Source organism: Pseudoalteromonas sp. TAE56, from assembly GCF_000497955.1.
Taxonomy (GTDB): Bacteria; Pseudomonadota; Gammaproteobacteria; order Enterobacterales; family Alteromonadaceae; genus Pseudoalteromonas.
Map to the genome: position 1 here is coordinate 20,804 of NZ_AUTN01000051.1, position 19,335 is coordinate 40,138.

The 19,335-nt window shown below is 39.5% G+C and carries 16 protein-coding genes and 1 pseudogene; 3 read left to right on the forward strand and 14 right to left on the reverse strand.

Annotation, left to right across the window (positions count from 1 at the left end):
- Window positions 1–976: 976 nt before the first annotated feature.
- Window positions 977–1,750: an SHOCT domain-containing protein gene (locus L656_RS0101875; protein ID WP_024597989.1), complete on the forward strand. Its 774-nt coding sequence runs from the start codon at window positions 977–979 to the stop codon at window positions 1,748–1,750.
- A 69-nt stretch (window positions 1,751–1,819) separates the two neighbouring features.
- A complete protein-coding gene (locus L656_RS0101880) occupies window positions 1,820–2,989 on the forward strand; it encodes a zinc-binding metallopeptidase family protein (protein WP_024597990.1) in 1,170 nt (389 codons plus the stop codon).
- A 153-nt stretch (window positions 2,990–3,142) separates the two neighbouring features.
- Here L656_RS0101880 and L656_RS0101885 read toward each other — a convergent pair whose 3' ends face one another.
- From L656_RS0101885 to L656_RS01000000121805, 12 genes and pseudogenes are all read right to left on the reverse strand, one after another.
- Window positions 3,143–4,462, reverse strand: coding sequence for a hypothetical protein (locus tag L656_RS0101885; RefSeq protein ID WP_024597991.1), 1,320 nt, complete (start codon window positions 4,460–4,462; stop codon window positions 3,143–3,145).
- A 151-nt stretch (window positions 4,463–4,613) separates the two neighbouring features.
- A complete protein-coding gene (moaE, locus tag L656_RS0101890; RefSeq protein WP_008167810.1) occupies window positions 4,614–5,072 on the reverse strand; it encodes a molybdopterin synthase catalytic subunit MoaE in 459 nt (152 codons plus the stop codon).
- A complete protein-coding gene (locus tag L656_RS0101895) occupies window positions 5,072–5,371 on the reverse strand; it encodes a MoaD/ThiS family protein (RefSeq protein ID WP_024597992.1) in 300 nt (99 codons plus the stop codon). The genes moaE and L656_RS0101895 overlap by 1 nt, the downstream gene beginning before the upstream one ends.
- The gene (moaC, locus tag L656_RS0101900) at window positions 5,349–5,819 is read right to left on the reverse strand and encodes a cyclic pyranopterin monophosphate synthase MoaC (protein ID WP_007375236.1); all 471 of its coding nucleotides are present in this window, start codon (window positions 5,817–5,819) and stop codon (window positions 5,349–5,351) included. The genes L656_RS0101895 and moaC overlap by 23 nt, the downstream gene beginning before the upstream one ends.
- 1 nt (window position 5,820) lies before the next feature.
- A complete protein-coding gene (gene moaB, locus L656_RS0101905) occupies window positions 5,821–6,360 on the reverse strand; it encodes a molybdenum cofactor biosynthesis protein B (RefSeq protein WP_024597993.1) in 540 nt (179 codons plus the stop codon).
- Window positions 6,357–7,037 carry a molybdenum cofactor guanylyltransferase gene (mobA, locus tag L656_RS0101910; protein WP_024597994.1) on the reverse strand — a complete coding sequence of 227 codons (681 nt, stop codon included), beginning with the start codon at window positions 7,035–7,037 and terminating at the stop codon, window positions 6,357–6,359. The genes moaB and mobA overlap by 4 nt, the downstream gene beginning before the upstream one ends.
- A gap of 1 nt (window position 7,038) precedes the next feature.
- A complete protein-coding gene (moaA, locus tag L656_RS0101915; protein ID WP_024597995.1) occupies window positions 7,039–8,010 on the reverse strand; it encodes a GTP 3',8-cyclase MoaA in 972 nt (323 codons plus the stop codon).
- Between the two features lie 16 nt (window positions 8,011–8,026).
- Window positions 8,027–10,723 carry a nitrate reductase gene (locus L656_RS0101920; RefSeq protein WP_024597996.1) on the reverse strand — a complete coding sequence of 899 codons (2,697 nt, stop codon included), beginning with the start codon at window positions 10,721–10,723 and terminating at the stop codon, window positions 8,027–8,029.
- A gap of 43 nt (window positions 10,724–10,766) precedes the next feature.
- Entirely contained in the window at window positions 10,767–12,290 is a 1,524-nt protein-coding gene (locus L656_RS0101925; protein WP_024597997.1) for an FAD-dependent oxidoreductase, read from the reverse strand.
- A gap of 227 nt (window positions 12,291–12,517) precedes the next feature.
- A complete protein-coding gene (locus L656_RS0101930) occupies window positions 12,518–13,711 on the reverse strand; it encodes an alginate export family protein (RefSeq protein WP_024597998.1) in 1,194 nt (397 codons plus the stop codon).
- A 9-nt stretch (window positions 13,712–13,720) separates the two neighbouring features.
- On the reverse strand, window positions 13,721–15,463 hold the full coding sequence (locus L656_RS0101935; RefSeq protein WP_024597999.1) for a bifunctional protein-serine/threonine kinase/phosphatase: 1,743 nt from the start codon (window positions 15,461–15,463) through the stop codon (window positions 13,721–13,723).
- Between the two features lie 13 nt (window positions 15,464–15,476).
- Window positions 15,477–16,927 (reverse strand): annotated as a pseudogene (locus L656_RS01000000121805) (MFS transporter).
- A 289-nt stretch (window positions 16,928–17,216) separates the two neighbouring features.
- Here L656_RS01000000121805 and L656_RS0101945 point away from each other — a divergent pair.
- On the forward strand, window positions 17,217–17,975 hold the full coding sequence (locus L656_RS0101945) for a HesA/MoeB/ThiF family protein (protein WP_024598000.1): 759 nt from the start codon (window positions 17,217–17,219) through the stop codon (window positions 17,973–17,975).
- Here L656_RS0101945 and L656_RS0101950 read toward each other — a convergent pair whose 3' ends face one another.
- Together L656_RS0101950 and L656_RS0101955 are read right to left on the reverse strand one after the other, a co-directional pair.
- A complete protein-coding gene (locus tag L656_RS0101950; RefSeq protein WP_024598001.1) occupies window positions 17,976–19,004 on the reverse strand; it encodes an ATP-binding cassette domain-containing protein in 1,029 nt (342 codons plus the stop codon).
- Window position 19,005: 1 nt separating this feature from the next.
- Window positions 19,006–19,335, reverse strand: a 330-nt coding sequence (locus tag L656_RS0101955; protein WP_024598002.1) for a molybdate ABC transporter permease subunit, incomplete at its 5' end; no start/stop codon positions are given.

Genomic DNA, 19,335 nt, shown 5'->3' on the forward strand with positions numbered 1-19,335 from the left:
TAATATTGCTTGACCTAACTCGCTTGTGCAATTTTTATACCAAAAGACTTACTAAAGTAGTACTGTTCATCCACTCGCGGCTATTGCACAAAGCAACGTTATGCATAAAGGTTTTGACTTAATTAATAGGAAAAACACACCAATTCAATAAATAGTAAACTTAGTGTGATTTAGACCATCGATTTTAGATTATTAATGGTGCAGAAAACGCACCAAAATAGTGCTTCAAAATAACTTACAATTAAATCCTGTTAATTTAAAATATTGAAATAAAACAAATATATTTAGATTTTCAAAAATACTCAATGCGTTATTTATACCGCTAAACTGATATAATTAAAAGGATTTATTTAGAGTTTAAAAATCATTCAAAGTAATTATTAAATAGTAAGAAATAGTTCACGATAAAGCTGCTGTTAAAGTAAGTAACGGTGCTATACTAGATCGATTTTTAACCGCTTACGTTACAGCAAAACTAACAATCTCTATGAGATAAAACAAGCAACTTTTAATACATAGATGCTTACTTTAAAGATTAGCTTTGCAGTGGTGTGTTTTCATTTCAGACAAAACAGAACTCGTCCAATTTGAAAGACCAGCACATCTCACTAACCTGTTAATTTTTCATTATCATCAAAGCTAAAGGTAATGCAGCACTAGGGCGTGTTGTTCTTTGGTGGTTGAATTTGCAGCAGTATGTTTGGTATTTAAGCAAGGCAGAGTCTATGATGTGTGGTTGTTCCCCATACATAGGCGATAACGCAGCATAAATGCCAAACATGCGCTGCCCCTGGGTTCTTTCTAGGGACGATTGACTCTTTGTTGCTCGGTTTTTACTTAGCCCACTAGGTTACGAACCTCGCGCCGCGATTAAATCGCCCCTAGATTGAACAAATTTCAATCCCAAAAATCAACACGCCCTAGCGTATTTAAGATTTTTTAAATCAACCCAATCTACCTAATAGGATATTCTCTTATGCAAAAGCTAACAGATGTCGGTGAAAACTTAGTTAATGGTATAGCATCTCGTTATAACCTCAGTCACGATGCAGTAATACACATGTTAGTTAGCGTTAATAACGGCGGTTGCTCAATGGCACAGTTTAATTGCCCAGAGCTTGGTGGTTCTGGTCAATGGATGCGCGGCGGAATGACAATGGTTGGCGACATGTTTAACAACGGCTTAAAATCAACCGTTGATAACTTGTGCAACGAACTTGCTAATATATTGAGCAATAACCAAATATTTCCGGTTATTCCTGCAGGAACGCCTGGTAGCAATCAGTGGTGGCCAGGTAATCTAGGCAGCCCGTTTAGCAGTGGTGCACAAAATAATATTCGTTACGCTATATTCCCTAATCGCTTAGCCGTTGAATTAAATGGGCAAGTGAGCGTATACGACACGTTAGATCATAATATTGGTGGTGTAAGCCAACAGCAAGGCAATAATACCTCTCTTACATTTAACAGCCAGTGGGGGACGATTAATGTAAATACCCTGCCATTAATTTCAGGACAAGCGCCAACGCCTCCAGAACCACAAAAAGACTTTACACAGCAAGTAACGCAGCCCAATTTTGCATCATTAACGCCGAGCCAAATTGAAGCACCTGTTAATAATACAACGGGGCAATACTCGGTAGACGAAACACTTCAAATTATTGAAAAGTTAGCACAACTACGCGATTCAAATGCGTTGAGTGATGATGAATTTAATATTAAAAAGTCTGAACTTTTAAAAAGGATTTAACCACTATCCTCCAATAGCATAACGCTAAATAAAAGTGGTTTATACGGTCTCTTTTTTATTCGGTAACATATGAAAACATTTAAATGTAATTGCACAGAACAACTTATTTTATTTTTTGAAAGCAGCCATTGTTTGGCTTGTGGCAGAACCGTTGGTATAGATGATGAGTTCGATCAAGTTGAACCCTATGAAATTGATGAACAATCGGGTCTATTTTACAAAGCAGAAGCGCCTGAAGTTTTTTATAAAAAATGTGATAACAATGCTCAGTACCACGTTTGTAATGGTATGGTTAATTTAGATACATTTATACCCGTTGCCGATAAAGACGAAGTGCTGTGTTTTTCATGCCGCTTTAATGAAACGGTGCCCGATTTAAGCATTATCGGGCATATTCCATTGTGGAAGAAAATGGAAACGGCGAAGCGTCGCGCTTTATATACTCTAAAATCGTTATCGCTCCCCTTAAATACTATTATTCAAGAACCTGAAAGCGGATTAAGCTTCGACTTCATAACTGACCGTAACGTGAGCGATCACTTTGTAAGCCCAATTATAGGTCAAGATGTTGTATTTACAGGACACGACTGTGGCCATATCACTATAAATCTAGCCGAGGCAGACGACGTAGCACGCTCTCAAGCTAAAATAGCGATGGGTGAGCGTTACCGTACTTTACTTGGTCATTTTCGCCATGAACTTGGTCATTATTATTTTGATCAACTAATCGCAAATTCACCAAAAAAACATGCTTTATGTAAGCAATATTTTGGTGATGACGAATTAGATTATCAACAAGCGCTCGATACTCATTACAAACAAGGCGCTCCTGCTAACTGGCATGAAACCTTTATTAGTGAATACGCTACTATGCACCCTTATGAAGACTGGGCAGAAACATGGGCGCATTACATGCACATTATCGATACGCTTGAAACGGCTAAAAACTTCTCAATTACCGGCTCTACAACTGGCAATGAATTTGAGCTAGACGAAGCAGACGAGCTTCGATTGCCACAAAGTGCTTATTACTTTAATTCACAAACATCGATTGATGCTATTTTAGATACTTGGATGGAATTTTCGATCATTCTAAATTCGCTAAATCGCAGCATGGGACTTGCCGATGCCTACCCATTTGTATTAACTCAAGCAGTGCGAACTAAGTTATCTTTCATCCATCATGCTATCCATAACAGGCTCAATTTAATGCCTGATTTGAGCATTGGAAAAGTGTAATAAAGTAAGCTCAGTCCAAAAAAATTAATAAAGAGCCATTTATTCTTACTATGACTTTTCATGCGTAGGTAGGTGGCTTTTTTATTATGCGCAAAGCCGTAAAAATAAGAGTCTAAAAATAGTATACCCCCCAACTTTCACGCTAAATCTCTATTAGCTTGTCATCGCGAGGTTATTCTTGAGTCGACTTATGATTTTTTCTTGATAAGTACTAACTGTAGAAAACTTTTGTATTGATACAAATAAGCCAGTTAGTTTTTCGTTTGATATATCAGAGATATTAATCCCTTTATATAAAATAGGCGCATTATTTTGTCTGGTTAAATTATTCGACAGTAAAATGTTCAATTTTACTGTACGTGCTAACTCTTCTTGATACAGAAAAAATTCTCTTAAATGTGTGCTAACAATATTGGCTGGTTTTGATCTGTCTATCATTAAAATTTCGTCAATTAGTCGGTTTAACCTGCTGCGAGACTCTATTGCTTCGTCGAGAATATCTAACCAATTAAGTTCGCTATTTGATAGTAAAGCTAAAAAGTACACCGTACGTGCTTTATTATAATTAATAAAACCAGGCCACATAACATCTTCGCTAGATACTTTAAGTGCTTTATCAAACTGCTCAGCGGCAGATTTAAGATACATACTTACTTCTTCAAGTATTGATGGCTCTATAGTATTAATATTTTTTTGAGCCAATTCTAAACCATCAATAGACAAAATATCTACAGAGTTCATATTTAGCGACTCTCGCAGCAAATGCATGCCTTTTTTGTTGTAATACAAACCTAGGTAATTATGGTAAATGGTTTTTGTCACTGGATTACGAAGAATTGGACCTCTGACATGAAGTAAGTCTGCATGAATATTAAAATTATCATCAGCCACAAAACTTTGGTAAGACACAACAGCTTTAAATAGCTTTATTGTTTCCGTTATTTGAATTGAATTACCTTTACTCACCGAGTGCAATATTTCACAGCGCCTATCAACTTCTGACAAAATTGTATCCATACGCTTTTTATAAAGTACTTTGTTAGTTTCTGATGCATTAAAAACAGCTGGAAATAAAACAATTAGGTCAATTATATATTGCAGGGTATCGGCAAAGAGAACGGCGGTTTCTGACTCTTTTTTTAGTTTATGCTCAATAGAGTCAAAAATTTCTTTCTCTAGTGTATTTTCATCTTGGGACTTAAACTGATTAATTAACTCTGGAAGTGAGGTTACGTAATTTTCATTATCTAAAATGTTACCTTCCATTTTACTAATGTTATTTACACTATCAATTGACGTATATGTTCTAACAGTAATAAATAAAGCTAATACGGCTATACAAAAGCTTACTGTTGATATGGTGAAGCTTAGTAAATCTTTACCTTCTTTTAAATCATATACCCATACAGCAAGAAAAGCTGAAAGTAGAACAAGTAATAATATTGTAAAATATAACATTTTTGATGTGCGCATTTGTCTTCCAGACTTGGGTCGAGCTAACAATCTAATATTGCTGATTTATAACACGAAAAACGCAGACTTCACACGCAAACTAAGAGTTACATAAGTTATTTATTATCGAGCTGTAAAGCCTTTATTGAACATAAATAATTAAATATTTGTATCACTTCTCCCACTTGCCCAGCGCTTGTTTGTCGCTTTGTTTAAACTCAACCCAGTTTGATGAGTCTTTAAAGTGCTCTTTTTTCCAAAACGTGGCGTGGTTTTTTAAATAATCCATTATAAATTGTGCGCCTTCGAACGCGGCTTGGCGATGGCGGGAAGTGACGCCAACAAACACAATTTGCTCGCCAAGGGCTAAGTAACCAACGCGGTGAATAATACATATTCGCGCTAGTTGCCAGCGTGTTTGTGCTTGCTCTGCAATAGATTGAAGAAGTTGCTCGGTCATACCAGGGTAGTGTTCAAGCTCAAGTGCAATAACGTTGTCACCACTGCTGAACTCTCTTACCAAACCTGTAAAGGTGACAACAGCGCCATCGCTTTTATTATTACTACAAAGCGTATTGTGCTCGTCACCTACATTAAAATCATCGGTTTGCACTTGAATATGTATGCTCATTAGCCACCTGTAACCGGCGGAAAAAAGGCAAGCTCATCCCCTGCTTTCACTATTTCGTCGCTTGATGACATAGTTTGATTAAGCGCTGCAAGTAGCTCACGCTCTTCAAGCCACGGTTGCCAGTGCGGGTATTGGCTCACTAATCTTAATTTAAGCTCTGAAATAGTAAGCGGCTGCGTAATCTCAAGGCTTAATTTACTACACTTTAACCGCTCTTTTAGTTGCCCAAAAAACAATAACTCTACTTTTTGGGCGCTAGATATAGCATCGTTTGGATTAATCTCGTTGCCAGCTACCATTTTTGCCCCCTGCTTTTTGAGTAACGCGCATGCCGCTAATTTCCATTAATGGGTCGGCTGCTTTACACATATCAAACAAAGTAAGGCTAGCCACAGATACCGCTGTTAACGCTTCCATTTCAACACCCGTTTTACCGGCAAGTTTGCAGTAGCTGGTTATTTTAATTTGGCTGTTTGCTTCATCAAGTTCAAAATCAACTGCTACTTTACTAAGTGCAAGCGGATGACAAAGCGGGATTAAATCGGCGCACTTTTTAGCGCCTTGAATACCCGCAATACGTGCCACGCCTAACACATCGCCCTTTTTGTTTTGATTAAGCATTACTTGCTCAAAGGCAAGCTTACTCATGCTAATAAATGCTTCAGCTGAGGCATCGCGCAGGGTTACGTCCTTGAGCGATACATCAACCATATTCGCTTGGCCGTTTTCGTCAACGTGGCTTAACATACTATTGCTCACGCGATTCACACTTTTTACCAATAGTAATGTGCGGTGCAAAGTTACATGGTTTATGCATTGAGTTAAGTTGATCTTTTATAATGCCTGTCCAGGCAGTTTTACATGCGCCTGTAGAGCCTGGCATACAAAAAATAACGGTGTTGTTAGCAAGTCCTGCAAGTGCACGAGATTGAATAGTTGAGTTACCAATTTCACCGTACGATATATGTCTAAATAGCTCACCAAAGCCGTCTACGCTTTTATCAAACAGCGGCGCAAATGCCTCAGGTGTTGAATCACGTTCAGTAAATCCTGTACCACCAGTCACTAAAATAGCGTGAATGGTGTCATCGGCTATCCACTGCGATGCAATAGCGCGCATTTGGTAAACATCATCTTTTACAATTTCTTTATCCGCTAAGTGATGACCCGCCTCAGACAGCGCTTTAATTAAATAATGACCAGAAGTATCGGTAATCGCATCGCGCGTGTCGCTTACTGTAAGCACGGCAATGTTTAAAGGTATTTGTGACTCGCTTGTGTGGCTCATAATGTTTTTCTCAATTGGTTAATGCTTTGGTCAAAATGCTCATTTACAGCTTTAAATTGCGCCGGTGTATTGGTGTTTATTAATGCATGCGCTTTATTACATAAAAGCGTTTGCACACCAATGCTTTGGGTAAACTGTTTTATTGATTTATGACTGTTTGCGTTTGTGAGTATGTGTTTTAAATTATTTTTTACACTGCTTGTATTACGAATATACAGCGGTAGCGGTTCATTTTCAAAGTGCCAAGCATGTATTTGTGACTCATTTAATTGATTGCTCACACTTTGTACGTTATTTGTCTGAGAAGCCAGCACTATTGCGCTTAACAAACTACTCGTAAGCAGTGGCATGTCTACCGCAGTAATAAGTAAATCGTGCTCGGTGGCTATTAATGTTGAGTAAATTCCGCCAAGGGGTCCACTATTTGGGTATATATCTTTAACGTACTTTTCTGAGGGATAATCGCTCGGTGAATAATGGCTCGATGACTTGAGCGGATTTGTAACGTTGCGGCTTATCAGTATGTTTTTAGCGCCTGCGTCTTTTAATAAATCACACGCATTGTGCAATAGCGTTTTATTTTTTAAAACTAAATCGGCTTTGTCTGTGCCCATTCTTGATGACTTACCACCAGCAAGCACAACACCTGTAAAATCTCGATTAGCTTTTACTTCCATATTAGCCGCCCAACATAGCTAAGTGAGTTGTCGCACCTGTTAAGCGTTTATCTAGCTCATGGCTTATTTCTTTATTGCCCATAGCGGCTCGAATTGCCTTTACGGTCGCTGCAGTATCGTCCTCGTTTAGTAGTTCGCGTAAATCTATACCTTGCTCGGCAAACAAGCATAAGTGTAATTTACCCAGCGCCGACACCCTTAAGCGATTACAGCTTTTACAAAAATCTTTACTGTACGGCATTATTAAACCAATACGACCATCGTAATCAGGATGACAAAATTCCTCAGCGGGTCCGTTTAGTTTCCCCCTAACTACTTGTAACCAACCTTGGTCGAGTAATTGGGCTTTAACCGTTTGCCCACTTAAGTGGTTTTCTTCAAAAAAGGTTGCGCCGTCACCTGTTTCCATTAATTCTATAAAGCGAACCGTAACTTTGTGGTGTTTTACCCACGCTAAAAAATCCTTCAATTGGTTTTTATTAAACTGCTTGGCAAGCACTGCATTTATTTTTATCTCTTTTATGCCCAGCTCTACCGCGCGCTCAATCCCTTTTAAAATAAGGGTAAGTTTGTCGTGCCCTGTTATGAGTTTAAACATACTCGGATTTAAACTATCAATGCTGACATTAAGCGCATCAAGCCCTGCTTCTGCAAATTCATCAATTTTATTTAATAAATTAAACCCGTTGGTAGTAATAGCTACTTTTTCTATGCCTGGCGTATTTTTACAGAGCTTTATAATATCGGTTACGTCGTTTCGCAAGCACGGTTCGCCACCTGTAATACGCACTTTTTTAGTACCTAGTTCTGCAAACGCATTTACAAGCGTGCTAATTTCGTTTTTATTTAAAAAATTACGCGGCGTATCGCACTGATACCCGTTTGGTAAACAATAACTACAACTAAAATTACATACATCGGTTATTGAGAGACGCAAATAGTTAAACTGCCGACCAAATTGATCATTAAGCATATGCTTCCTTTTATCTTTACATTACAACCGCAACATCAATGCTGCTAGAACCTGCTTTGTAATGTTGTTTTATTAATTGGCTTAATTGTGTTTTACACGAACCGCAATTCGTTCCACATTTAAGTTCAGACCCCAATTGCTCGACTGTGTTTGCACCGTTTTTAATGGCGTTTATAATTGGCTGCTCTCTTACTTTAAAGCAGCTACACACTTGCACACCTTGGGTAAATTCTTCATCGGGGGTTGCATAAAGCAAAGACTGTAACTGTGTAAAAGTCAGTAATGGCTCTGCAAACAAATGGTTTATCCACTCAAGTGATATTTCTTTTTGTTCATTAGAAATAACACCAACAAACGCTAATTGATCGTTTTGAATACACTGCACATGCATGGCTTTTGCCGTATTCATAGCCGACCACTGCCCTTGTAAACCAGTTAAGGTTTGGCAGTAATACAGTAAATCACTTTCTGGCTCACTAAACGCTAACTGGTAATTAAAGCAATTACTTGCATTAACTTTGAGCCAAAAATCACTGTTTATAACAAGTTCGTTTTTAGTAAACAGCTGCATATATTGCAAAAAGGGTGCTTTAACTATATTAACTGCGCCGTGTTTACACTCAGCCTGACCAGATAGTGGGTCAACTACCGATTGATACAGCCCGCTTACTGTTGCTGATGACGCAAATTGCTTGTTCCAATGAATAGGCATAAAGCATTCGCCTTTTCGCACGGCATCGGTTACTTTTGCATGCGCGGTAACCTGCCCTGTTTGGGCAATTGCACTAATTAAATCGTTTTGTTTAATTGCTAACTTACTGGCATCAAGCGGATTAATTTCAATATACGGGCGTGTAATATGCGATGAAAGCGCGGTACTTTTACCCGTGCGGCTCATGGTATGCCATTGGTCGCGTATACGACCCGAGTTCATTACAAACGGATAATCACTTGATGTTTGTTGCACCGGTAATTGCGGCGTTATAGGTATAAAACGTGCTTTTTTATCAGCGGTGCTAAATTGGTTATCTGTAAAAACTTGACCATTCTTATAAGGCTGATTTTTAACAACCGGCCACATAATGGGTTTTAAATTATCGTACTGGCTTTTTGTGAGCCCAACTAAACCAGAAAGATTTAGTAATCGGCTGCCGTTATTTTCAAAATCGGTTAATTGTGCCCATTCTTCAAAAATGCCACTAGGATCTATAAAATCAAATCCTTCAAAGCCCATTTTTTTAGCAACGTCGCACATAATTTGCCAATCGTTTTTAGCATCCGAATAAGGCGCTACTAACGGTCGTTGCCTTGATATTCTGCGCTCTGAGTTAGTTACTGTGCCGTTTTTTTCACCCCATCCGGTTGATGGAAAAGCAACATCGGCAAATTTTAACGTATCACTTTTTGCAATACAGTCAGATACAACCACCAGCTCGCAGGTCTCTAATGCCTTTTTAATAGCGGCGTTATTGGGCAAGCTCACCATTGGGTTTGTTGCCATTACCCACACTGCTTTTATTTTTCCTGCGGCTATTTCATCAAACATATCGATGGCATTGCTACCCGCTTTTTTAGCCATAGTTGGCGAGAGCCAAAAACGTTGCACAAGTGATTGATGCGCTTCGTTTTCAATATCTAAATGCGCCGCTAACTGATTAGCCAAACCACCTACTTCGCGCCCGCCCATCGCATTGGGTTGGCCTGTAATCGAAAACGGACCGCTACCTGGTTTAAGTAATTTACCTGAGGCTAAGTGCGCATTAATAATGGCGTTGCATTTATCTACACCCGAGCTTGATTGATTTATACCCATTGAGTAAAAGCTAATCGCACTTGGGCTTTTAGCGAATAGAGTATAAAACTCAGTGACTTGCTCAATTGCTATATCGCAAAAGTCGCTAACTGCCTCGCAGCTCCATTTTGTTGCCTCTTGCAGTGCGCTTTCAAAGCCGTTTGTGTGCTGAGCAATAAATTGCGTATCGAGGTGGTTATGCTCATTTAAATAATTAAGCAAACCGTTATAAAGTGCGGCGTCACTGCCTGGTTTTATATTTAAAAATGTGTCGGCAAGCTCAGCAGTGTCGGTTTTTCGCGGGTCAATAACCACCACTTTCATATTTGGGTTAAGCTGCTTTGCACGTTCCATTCGCTGATACAAAACCGGATGAGTCCACGCGGCATTAGAGCCAATTAAAATAAGCAGCTCAGTTTGCTCTAAATCCTCGTAGGTACACGGCACTATGTCTTCACCAAAAGCGCGTTTATAACCTGCCACAGCAGATGACATACACAGGCGCGAATTTGTATCAATATTGCCTGAGCCTATGTAGCCTTTCATTAATTTATTAGCAATGTAGTAATCTTCTGTAAGCAGTTGCCCCGATACATAAAATGCCACAGCATCGGGTCCGTGCTTTTGTATTATGTCGTTAAATTTATTGGCAACGTGGTCGGTTGCTTCATCCCACGTAACGGATTGGTTATTAATAAGAGGCGACGTTAAGCGATTATCACTGCCTGTGGTGTCGAGCAAATGGGTGCCTTTTACACATAAACGACCAAAGTTTGCGGGGTGCTCTCGCATGCCTTCAAGCTTGGTTGGCAAATTATTAAAAAGTGAAATATCAACACCGCACCCTACACCACAGTAAGCACATGTTGTTTGTTTTAAACTGGTTTTATTTATAGTTGGTGACGTGTTTGCGGTTGTCATACTACTGCTCTCTTTTAGTGTGCTTTAATTAGTACGTTTTAATTTATGCAGGCTGTTTTACAGGCTCATTAAGGGTAACTACGTTAATAGTGTTACTTGCTTTAGCGAGCGCGCTGTTTATTACGTTTTGAACGAGTTTTTCACACCCTCCACAACCTGTACTGGCTTTGGTGCTTTGCTGCACACTTGCTAGGTCTATAAAGCCTTTAGCGACTGTTTGCTCAATGGTGTGTTTAGTTACTTTATGACAAGCGCAAATAATGGCGTCATCAGGCAAGTCGTCGGCGCTTAGCTCTGCGATGTCGCCGGCAAGGGGCATAATGAGCGCTTCGGGGGCGGTGGTAAGTTCAATGTCGTTTAAATGATATTGCAGTAAATTATCGTAATCGCTGGTATCGCCAACAAGTACTGCGCCAATCAGCTTATTACTTTGTGAATTAGTGACTACTTTTTTATAAATGCCATTGGGTTGATCCTCAAAATAATAGCTTATTGCGCCTTCGCTTCTTGCATGCGCATCGCCAATAGAGCCTACTTCAACACCCATTAATTTAAGCTTGGTGCTCATATCGGCACCGCTAAATTCATCGGCTTTATTGTCTAAGCCAGTACTTTGCAAAGTACCTTGCTGTGTATCTTGTAAAATATGCCCAACTGCTATTTTAGCCATAGCGTAACCGGGTGCCACTAAGCCAAAAATAAAATTATTCCACAATGCACATTCGCCGATAGCGTATATGTTTTTGTCGCTCGTTTGGCAGTGGTTATTAATTACAATACCGCCGCGCTCACCTATCTCTAAACTAAACTCGCGGGCTAAATTATCATAAGGGCGAATACCCGCAGAAAATACAATCATGTCGGTTTCAAGGGTTTTATCGCCTTTAAAACACATTTTGTAACGGCAACTTTCACCTTCTACTATTTCCTCAGTTGCTACCGATGTATGCACAGTAACGCCCAAATCTGTAATTTTGCTTTTTAGCAACCGACCGCCACCCGCATCAACTTGTACGCCCATAAGTTGCGGTGCAAATTCTATTACGTGAGTGTGTAAACCCAGTTGCTTTAATGCGTTTGCAGCCTCAAGCCCCAGTAAACCGCCACCAATTACCACGCCTACTTTACTACCGTGGGCTGAGTTTTTTATTGCGTGTAAATCGTTAATGGTGCGATAAACAAGGCAATGCTCACGGTCTTTACCCGGTATAGGAGGTACAAATGGAAATGAACCTGTAGCAAGCACAAGCTTGTCGTATTCAAACAACTCCCCTTTAGCGGTTGTTACTGTTTGCGCATCACGATTTATATCAACCACTTTAGAATGAGTATGAAAGCACACTTGCCAATCGTCATAGGTTTTACTGCATGTAAGTGCGAGGTCGTCTGCGGTTTTACCTTTAAAAAAGGAAGATAGTTGTACTCGGTCATACGCTAAACGGTCTTCACCGCTCAGTACCGTAATTTCAAATTGTTCATCAGCTTGATTTTGAGAAACTAGCTGCTGCACAAAATGATGCCCCACCATTCCGTTTCCTACCACTACAATACGCTGCTTGCTTAGCATTTACCCACCTCAAAGTGATATCTACTTTAGTAATTGACTAAAATTGAAATCGAATAATTTGTTATAGGATTGTTATAGCAATATGCAAGCCAAATATATAAGCATTTAATATCAGTAAGTTGCCTACTTTGGTGCAGAGGTGGAAAGCGTAAATCCCCACAAGATGGTGCAATTGCACCATCTTGTGTCGCTATAAATTACAAGTGAATATTAGAAGATAAAGAGGGTTAAAATTTAGCGCTCATCCATACCCATAATTTTTGAGTATCGACTTTATTAGCAGCAGTATCCCCCGCTGAGTAATCGGCGTATTTAACACCGACAGAATAGGTTTTATTAATAGGTTTAACGTATTGTACGTTTAGCTCACTGCCTAAATCGTCAACCCCATTTGATTGCTCATTAGCATCAAAACTGTGATAAGCCACCAGCCATTTTCCGTCAAACGCTTTACCATTTAAACTTACGTAAGTGTCGTCCAAGCCTTGAGTGGGTGTATTTAAAAACGTATCTGCCCAACCATTAAATTTATGTAACGTGGCAAGTGGTGTTGCAAACCCGTAATCGCCATTGTCAGAGCCAAGTGACTCTATGCCGACTTTTAATGTTACTGTTTTAATGCCCAAACCATTTAAATCAACAGCGCCTTCAAGTGCATAGTAATCGGCATCAAAATCGTTCACGCTTGTTGAGGCAGACTGCGTTGCATACTCCGCTTTGTAATAAAATTTTATGTCGTTTAGAGTTTTATTACCGTTAAAAGAAACGCCATAAGTGTCTAAACTGTCGTCTTGTAGTGCATCGTCACTTAATAAATAACTGTATAAAACCACTTTACCGTAGTCGGTTTTAAAGCTTGCATTAATTAGATGATCGGACGATTTAATGTCTTTATCGTCAGCAAATATGCGGTTACGCTTATTTAAATAACTGTATTGTAAATCTATATTATTGAATGCGTAATTAATGGTTGCGGCATCAAAGGTTTGTCTGTCTTGGCGCCAACCTACGTGCCCAACAAAACGCTGCCCATCAAGTGCTATTACTTGGCGCCCTACTTTTAGCGATAAACCATCGCGTACATATTTAACAAAGCCTTGGTCAATCTCAGTGTTTTCTGGGTCTGCAATAACAGAGTAATTAGTATTTTTACCCAGCGTATTGTTGTAATCATCTACGCCGAATAGGCTGCGAATGTCTTCTACTTCAATAAGGGCTGAAAAACCATTCACCTCATCTGTTTGATGCGTTAAGCGGGTTCTAAGTGTTAAGCCGCTTGCATCTTTTAAAGCATTGTCTTGATCAGCGCTTTCAAAACGCAGTCTAAAATCAAGATCAGTTTGCGAAGCTTGGCTTATTGAAGGCGCAGTGAAGCAACCCAGTATAAAAATAATAGGTAAGTTGTTCTTATAGTTAAGCATTTTGGTTCTCTAAGTTTTAATTATTAATACACATACCAAAGCAATAAATAAACACAGCGAAATACATTTCCAGACCATCACTGGATCGCGTTTTAGTATAGAGCTTTTATTGGCGGTACTTTCTAAATAAGGGTTAGGTTTATTGATATCGTTTATAAACTCAGAAAAAGCTTGGTATCTGAGCTCAGGTTTAGGGGCAAGCGCCTTCATAAGGGCTTGATCTAACCAAAACGGAATATCGGCTCTGTATTTACGAATACTTGTGTAGTGCCAATGGCTATAATCTTTTGGCGCTACGTGGTTAAGTGGCAGTGGTTTGTAAGGCAATTTTGAGCACAATAACTCGTATGCAATAACGCCAAGTGAAAACAAATCACTTTTAAAATCGGCGTGCATAGTAATAAGTGTTTCGGGCGCGGTATAGTCGGCTGTGCCTTGCGGGCAATCATCCGCAATTTGTTTAACCGACTCGTCCATAGCCGCAACACTTACTGTGCCGTAATCAATGAGCGTTACTTTTCCGTGCGCATCTATCATTACGTTATCGAGTTTTAAATCACGATGTACCATATCGAGTCGCTGAAACCCCCTTAGTGCATGTACTATTTGTTCAATAATACTGCGTACTTGGGTTATTTCTGGGTGCGGCACGTCGTGCTTCCAATCACTCAGTGTTTGCCCGTCCATGTACTCACAAATATGATATAAAAAACGACTTTGCGATTGCGTACTCAGTACTTTCATCACGTTAAGGTGGTTTATGCGTTGTCCAACCCAGCCTTCTCTTATAAAGCCTTGAAGGTAGTGCACATCGTCTTCAAAATTAACCGAAGGTGCTTTTAAAACCACTGGCGGTATATCGGGCGCTTGTTGCACTAAATAAATATGCGAGCGACTACTGGCATGCAATTTACGAATAACCGTGTAGTCATCAATTTTTTGCCCAACATTAAGCGCAGGTGGAATTTTGCGACGAGTTAGCGAATGATAAAGCTCATCTAGTTTTTGCTCAGCAATGTTTTCTACTTTTACCAGTAAGCAACTTACGTTGTCGTCACTGCCTCGCGCTAATGCAAGTTCGGTAATTGCTTTAGCTGCATTTTCTAAATTAGTGTGCTCATTAATTAATTTAGCTATATCACTACTTGGGAGCACATCGTGTACGCCATCGCAGGTTAATATATAAATATCGTTTGCTTTTAGGTCAACTTCGTAAACATCTATTTCTTGATGAAGTTGTGCTCCAAGCGCACGTGTTAGCGTGTCGTTTACTTTGTGATCCCGTGTTATCGCCTCTATTTTAGTCCCGCGTAGGCGGGTGATACGCGTATCACCTAAGTGAAATATATAACCCGTTGCCGACTTTAAAATAAGCGCTGTAAAAGTCGTCATCCAATCAGCTTGGCGCTGACCTAAGTGATTGTAATTAACCGATTGCGAATACAGCCACTGATTTAAACTTGCTAGCACCTTCGACACTGACTTTTTAACAGCCCAACTTTCGGGGGTATTTAAATACTCATTTATAAAATGAGTAACCGAAAGTTGAGACGCTTGTTTAGCATTTTTTGCTGATGAACACCCATCGGCTAAGCAGGCAATGACGCCTTTAGACTCTTTTTCTTGCGCTTTGGTATTAAGAGCAGCAAACGCATCTTGGTTTTCTGCTTTTAACCCTTTAGCGCTGTGCCCGCCAAATGAAACGTTGAGTTCATTTTTTAACGCTTTAGCTTGGTGTGTTTCATCAAACATAGTCAATAATGCCTTAAGTCACTGAAATAAGTTCAACGGTGCCGTCTTCATTTACTTCGGTAATATGGCCATCTGGTTCTTTCATAAAAAATAGTGCAGCTAGGCCAAGTAATGCACTACCGGCAATAATGAAAAAGAAAGTTTGATAATCAACAAGTGACAATGCCGTTAAGTAAACTACCGCACCTACATTACCGTAAGCCCCTGTCATACCTGCAATTTGACCAGTTAAACGACGCTTAATTAGTGGTACTGCCGCAAATACGGCGCCTTCACCGGCTTGCACAAAGAACGAACANCAAGCCATAAAGGCCACGATGCATCAACCAAGCCCATTACAAAATAACCAACAGCAAGACCCATCGTAAGTACGATAAGTGTTATACGACGACCTAATTTATCTGAAATCCAACCACCACCTGGGCGAGATGCTAAGTTCATAAATGCATAAGCAGAGGCTAAAATACCGGCATACACCATATCAAGCGCAAACACATCCATAAAAAACAGCGGCAACATAGAAACAACCGCAAGCTCAGAACCAAAAGTTGTAAAATATAAAATATTTAAAACAGCCACTTGCTTAAACTCATAACGATGCGACTCAGGTACAGGCTCTTTAAAAATATGACCATTTACGTCAAAGGTTTTATACACTTCGTAAATATAAAGTAGGACTAAAAAAGCATACACAGCAAGTACAAAATTAGCCGAAATTAAGTTAGCACCGGTTGGCGAAAGCTTCCAAGTAAGTAATGCTAATGCGCCGTACATAGGGATTTTCATAATAAGCAGTAATACAAAGTCGCCTTTACTGGTAACTTCCATTGCGCCTACTTTTTTAGGCTTAAAGTATGTACCGCCTTTTGGCGTATCGGTTACATTTAAGTACCAAATAACACCAAATATAACGCTTAATACGCCGGTTAAACCTACTGCATAACGCCAACCGTCTTCGCCACCAAACATTAGTGCAATAATTGGCAATAACATAGCCGCAGCTGCTGAACCAAAATTACCCCAGCCGCCATAAATACCTTCCGCTATACCCAACTCGTTAGCAGGAAACCATTCACTCACCATTCTAATGCCTACAACAAAGCCAGCACCAATAAAGCCTAAAGCAAAACGCGCTATTGCTGCTTGCTCAAATGTAGTTGCCATAGCAAACATAAAACATGGAATACTACAGCTAATAAGTAGTGCCGCGTAAACAATACGGGGACCAAATTTATCGGTTAGCATACCCACCACAACACGCGCTGGAATAGTTAACGCTACATTTAAAATTAGTAATGTTTTAACCTGTGCCATGGTAATACCAAGTGAACCCGCTATGGCACCTAATAAAGGAGCATGGTTAAACCATACAAAAAATGACACAAAAAAGACCATCCAACTCAGATGTAATACTTTCATTTTTCCGCTAAACGATATTAGGTTAAACCCAGAACTCGGTTGCATGTTTATTTTCCTCGTAAACGTATTATTGTTTTATTAATGCCCCACCCTTTTATATGAGTAGCAGCCCAATTTTTGTTAAATTTAAGTTAACCCGATATAGCAATTACTGAGCCACTAATTAAAAACTATAAATTTCATGTGGTTACATGCAACAGTTGTTTTTATACGTTATAGTTGCACTATATGAGTGAAGGGCTCTGGGTTGTTAGAGTGCAAATAAAAAGCGTTACTACTTGCTCTTGGATTTAACAACTTGGTATTGTTCAAAAAAAGTATGAGAAGTTTGAAAATGCAAAAAACACCGCTCACTTACCAGCAGCAACTGCGCTATTCACGGCACATTATGCTCCCGCAGCTTGATATAGACGGACAAGAGCGACTATGGCAATCGCATGCTTTAATTATTGGTGTGGGTGGGCTTGGTTGTGCGGTAGGTCAATACTTAGCGGCATCTGGCGTTGGCACGCTTACCTTAGTTGATAACGATGAAATAGACGTGACCAACCTGCAAAGGCAAATACTGTATAAAGAAAGCGACATTGGTAGCTCAAAATGCAGTGCTGCTAAAAAACAGCTTAACGCGCTTAATAGTGAAATAAACATAAATACTATTGAGGCATTTTTTGATGCAAATACCTCTCCAGAGCAGCTATTTAATAACATTGATATAGTAATTGATTGCTCAGATAACCTAGCAACGCGTAATGCACTTAATAGCGCCTGTTTTAAAGCTAAAGTTCCGCTAGTGTCAGGCTCTGCAATACGAATGGAAGGACAAGTCGCGTGTTTTACTATGGATGGAAACAGCCACTGTTATGGTTGTTTATCGCAATTTTTTAGTGAACAAACACAAAGCTGCTCTGAATCCGGTGTGCTCTCTCCTATTGTGGGGCTAATAGGCAGTATTCAGGCTACTGAAGCACTAAAAATGCTTGCTGGTTTGCCAAGTGGCTTAGACAAACACTTATTGCTGGTGGATGGTTTAAGCATGGAGTTTAATCGTTTTAAAATAGCTAAAAACAGTCAATGTGCGGTGTGCAGCATTTAGTTATTCTAGATTACTGATTGTTGTATAAAGCACATCGCCCACTTTAAAGTTGTTTTTGTCCCACACTCGTCTTGAAGCCAAGCAATACAAAGTTTGCCCATCTACATTAAGCGTTAACTGCCACTTGTTGTTAATAAGCTCAGCCTGAGTTAATACCGTCTTTAAAACATTACTGTGCGTTGTTTGCTCAGGCTTTAACGCACTAAGCGACATTTGCTCACTTTCTATAATTAGCTTGTTACTGCTATCTACAAGTGCAGGAAGCACAAAAAGCGGCTGCTCACTTTGCTGTAATTGCAGTTGATATAGCCCGTAGTCTTCATCAAATTTAACAACATCGTAATTAATTAAGCTCAGCGGTGTTTGCCTATCGTTTGCATAAATAGCTTTTGCAACGTGTGCACTTGCACCTTGGTTTATCACCTTACCTTTATCAAGCTGAATAAGGGTATCGCAGCAAAATAGCAGCTCTTTTAATGAGTGACTTACTATTATAAATTTAATATTAAACTTAACAGCAATCTCGCTAAGTTTAGTGAGTGTTTTAAAACGCAATGACCAATCAAGCGCGCTAAAAGGCTCATCAAGCATTATAAATTTTTGACCAGCAAGCAAAGTGCGTGCAAATACTACACGTTGGCGTTCGCCGCCCGATAAGCTTTGTACATCACGGTTTAGTAAGTCTTGTAATTCAAGTGTTTTAACAACGTATTCTAGCGTTAAGCTTGTTTGCTTATTCCCGCAGTGTTTTTGTGTAAACGCTAAATTACCTGCCACATCTAAATGAGGAAACAACGGGCACGATTGCAACTGAAGCGTTATACCGCGTTTATCACTTGGCAGCTCATGCACTGGTTGATTGTTTATATAAACACTTTTTGCAGGCTCTAAACCACTAATACAACGCAGTAATGTTGACTTACCCGAGCCAGAAGGCCCGTAAACACCGAGTACATTAAACGACTCAAGCTTAAGGTTTATATCTAAATCAAAATTATTGAGTGCTTTAAAAAGGCTTAACTTAATCATGTTATTGCTTAACCCCAACAATGCTTTTATTAAACTTAAATAACAGCACTAAACAGGCAAACGAAATCGCCAATAAAATAAGTGAAAGCTGATGCGCCGCCGTATAATTTAACGATTCAACATGGTCATAAAGCGCAATAGACACCACCTGTGTTTGCCCCTGAATATTACCGCCAATCATTAATACCAAACCAAACTCACCCAATGTGTGCGCAAAGCCTAAAGCAAATGCGCTACCAATACTGGGTTTTAAAAGCGGAATAATTAAATGCACAAAGCGTTTAAACGGGCTTAATCCAAGCGCAATGGCAGCTTCGTTATAGGTTTGATT